This is a genomic window from Methylobacter sp. BlB1 (genome assembly GCF_015476545.1).
Taxonomy (GTDB): domain Bacteria; phylum Pseudomonadota; class Gammaproteobacteria; order Methylococcales; family Methylomonadaceae; genus Methylobacter.
Genome location: NZ_JADMKV010000132.1, coordinates 1 through 3501, shown reverse-complemented (window position 1 = coordinate 3501; position 3501 = coordinate 1). Strand labels below are relative to the sequence as shown.

Annotated in this window: 3 protein-coding genes; all 3 read left to right on the top strand. The window is 53.7% G+C overall.

Going from position 1 to position 3501, the window contains the following annotated elements; genetic code table 11:
• Positions 1 to 161 precede the first annotated feature (161 nt).
• The 3 genes from IT781_RS21540 to IT781_RS21530 are packed head-to-tail and all read left to right on the top strand — an operon-like array spanning position 162 to position 3401.
• Positions 162 to 1418: a site-specific integrase gene (locus tag IT781_RS21540; protein ID WP_194972227.1), complete on the top strand. Its 1257-nt coding sequence runs from the start codon at positions 162 to 164 to the stop codon at positions 1416 to 1418.
• Complete coding sequence (locus IT781_RS21535) at positions 1415 to 2392, top strand: tyrosine-type recombinase/integrase (RefSeq protein WP_194972226.1); 978 nt, start codon at positions 1415 to 1417, stop codon at positions 2390 to 2392. The genes IT781_RS21540 and IT781_RS21535 overlap by 4 nt, the downstream gene beginning before the upstream one ends.
• The gene (locus IT781_RS21530; RefSeq protein ID WP_194972225.1) at positions 2382 to 3401 is read left to right on the top strand and encodes a tyrosine-type recombinase/integrase; all 1020 of its coding nucleotides are present in this window, start codon (positions 2382 to 2384) and stop codon (positions 3399 to 3401) included. The genes IT781_RS21535 and IT781_RS21530 overlap by 11 nt, the downstream gene beginning before the upstream one ends.
• The last annotated feature ends 100 nt before the right edge of the window (positions 3402 to 3501 follow it).

The window sequence follows — 3501 nt, the reverse complement described above, 5'->3', positions numbered from 1 at the left end:
GTGCCATTATGTGAAGTTTCCTTTTATGCACAGTAACTTGGTGGCGCATAGTTTATAGCTTGTAATCAGCGGTTTTAGCAAGCCACCTTGTCTGAAAGACTGGACATAAATTCTGCAGTCGTCTGGAGTGGACATTCCTTAGTCCATTTCTGGAGACTGCCATGAGCTCAACAACCATACACCTTCCACCTACCACTCAGCGCTGGTTACGCAATAGCCCAATCACGCCCTATGTCTTAGTTTATCTGGATTATCTGATCGAGTGCCGGTACGCGGATGAAACAGCAGAACATTACCTGGCCGGACTTGCGCACCTAGGGCTTTGGATGGGGCTGAACCATCTGAACATCGAGGAGCTCGATGAAACCGTAGTTACCCAATTCCTTGATGAACATTTGCCAAACTGCGATTGCCCGCGACCTATTTTTCAAACACGTGCTGATATTAGCGCGGCTTGTGCTCACTTTTTACGTATTCTGCGCAATCGTGGTGTCATCGCATTACCTGTTAGTCCAGTTGATCCTGTTCAGGAGGAAGTCGAGCGCTTTGACGATTACTTGACCGATGTGAAAGGCTTGGCAAGTGAGACGTGCCGTAACTATCGGCGTGTTGTACTGAGCTTTCTGCAGGCTTGCTTTGGTAGTGCTGAGGTTGTGTTCACCGCCTTGCAAGCTGCCGATGTACGTCAGTTTATTGCCGGTCAGTTAAAACATCGCGCTACGTCCGCAAAAGCCAGCCTGGTCGCTACCGCTTTACGCGCCTACTTTCGCTATCGCGGCGCCTGCGGCGATGATATTCATGCACTCAGCGGCATTATCGCATTGCCTGCGCATTGGAATTTAGCCACATTACCGAAAGCGCTGACCGATGACGAGGTCAATCGCCTGCTCAATGCCTTTCCCCCAGAGCTTCCCTCCTGTCGGCGGGGTTATGCGATGGTTCGCTGTGCTTTGGATTTGGGGTTGCGTGCCAGTGAAATTGCGAAGCTCTCCTTGGCTGACATTGACTGGCAAGCCGGCACGGTCACACTACGCAGTACCAAGTCGCGTCGCGAGGACATCCTGCCGCTACCGATCCCTACCGGCCAAGCGATTGCTGACTATCTGCGCTATGAGCGGCCACGGACGACCAATCCGGCGGTTTTTGTGCGCCGTCTTGCGCCACACGATATCCCCATTGGCCCCGACGCGGTTCACCGTCTTATTCGAGATGCGTATCGCCGTATTGGACTCGATCATGGGAGAACCCATGCCCTCCGTCATACCCTTGCACGCCGTTTATTGGAGCAGGGTGACTCGCTGAAGGAAGTGGCTGATATCCTTCGGCATCGCTCTCTCGACACGTCGCTGATCTATGCCAAACTCGACAGTCGAAAACTGTCAGCCGTTGCACTACCTTGGCCTGGGAGTGCAGCATGAACGCGCCGATCACCCTGCAAGCAAGAGTTCAGGATTACTTGGCCGAGCGCCGTCGCCTAGGTTATCAGCTGAAGTATCAAGAGGCGGCCTTGATGGACTTTGCCCGTTATGTGGATAGTCTGGATCGGGCTGAGCCGTTGACTTTGGATGTCATGATCGACTGGGCTCGGCTCGATAAACAAGGCCGCCATAAACCCGAGGCGTGGGCGAGACGGTTCCAGTTATTACGTCCTTTTATCCATTATTTGCAGCAATTTGAACCGGCAACCGCCCTGCCTGACGAATCGGTTTTTGGCCCGGTTCCGGGCTGGAAAATACCTCATATCTATCATGATCAGGAGATCATTGATTTACTCGCCGCCGCACGCCGACTGGGGCCCGATGGGAACCTGCGTGCGGCTACCTATGAAACGCTGTTCGGACTGATGGCTTCGACTGGCCTGCGCGTGTCCGAGGCCATTCATCTTTTAGATGCGGACGTGGATTTGGTGCATGGCTTGTTGACCGTGCGGCAGACCAAGTTTAGCAAGTCTCGCCAGTTGCCGTTACACCCCACTGCGACAGTAGCCTTGCTGCGCTACCGGATGCTCCGTCATCAGCAGATTCAGGAACATGCCGATTTGCCCTTTTTTGTCGGTACGCGCGGCCAGCGATTGGGTAAACAACTGAGTTATCGCCAAGTCGATCGGATTTTTACATTGCTGCGCAAACAACTGGGCTGGGTCAACCGCGGTGCTCACGAGGCCCCGCGGATTCACGATCTTCGCCATACCTTCGCGGTGCGTCGTATCCTGCTTTGGCAGGCGCAGGGTTCGGACATTGACCAGGCGATGCTGGCACTATCCACCTATATGGGCCATGCCAAGATATCGCACACCTATTGGTATTTGACTGCCGTGCCGGAACTGATGGGCGTAGCGGCAGCGAAATTCGAGCAGTTTGCACAGCCCGAAGAGGTGGACTATGCCGACTAGAATCACCAACGCTGAACTACCCGTGTCCTTTCCCGCACTCGTCCAAGCCTTTTTTACCGATTACCTCGTCGAGCAACGCGCATTGAGTCCGCAAACCGTCGCAGGCTATCGCGATGCTTTCACTCTATTCTTGACGTTCGCCCACCAACATCTCGGTACATGGCCGGCCGCAATGAATCTGTCCGATATCACACCGGCATTGATTCTGGCCTTTCTGGATCATTTGGAGCGGGAGCGACACAACAGCGTACGTAGCCGGAACATCCGATTAGCCGCATTACGCGCGTTTCTGAAGTTCGCCTCACACCACGATCTGTCAGCCTTGCAAACTATTGAACAGGCCTTGGCCGTACCGATGAAACGCTTCCAGCTACCTTTACCTGAATTTCTTTCGCGGGAAGAAATGCTCGCCATCATTGGCGATCCCGGCATGACGTGGATCAGTCGGCGTGACCATTTATTACTGGGGTTACTTTACAACACTGGTGCGCGCGTCTCGGAAATCATCCACGTCAAGGTAGTGGATGTCGTGTTGGACGGTGCGGCTTGTGTCCATTTGCAGGGCAAAGGGCGAAAGCAGCGGGCGGTGCCGTTATGGAAATCGACGGTGAAGGAAATCCGGGCATGGTTGCGTTTGAACCCAAAATTGGGAAACGATTCAGCCTTACTGCCCAACCGCGATGGGCAAGCAATGACCAGAAACAATGTGGCTCAGCGCCTTAGTCTGGCGGTAGCCAAGGCTTCCCAAACTGTCCCCAGCTTATTGGGGCGTCAGATTTCGCCCCATTGTATTCGGCATTCTGCCGCGATGCACCTATTGCAGTCTGGCGTTGACCTGAGTGTGATTGCTCTATGGCTGGGTCACGAAAGTCCAAAAACAACATACCAGTATGTCGAAGCTGATTTGGCCATGAAGGAGCGGGCACTGACCAAACTCCAGGAACCCGGTATGAAACCGCTTCGCTATAGCGCTCCGGACTCTTTGCTTCAGTTCTTGAAATCGCTGTAATTATGCAAAGCTCGCGAGCAAGATAGTGGCTTCCAAGCTGGGTCGCATCTCGCTCGCGGCAACACCGCTATACATAAAAGGAAACTTCACATAATGGCAC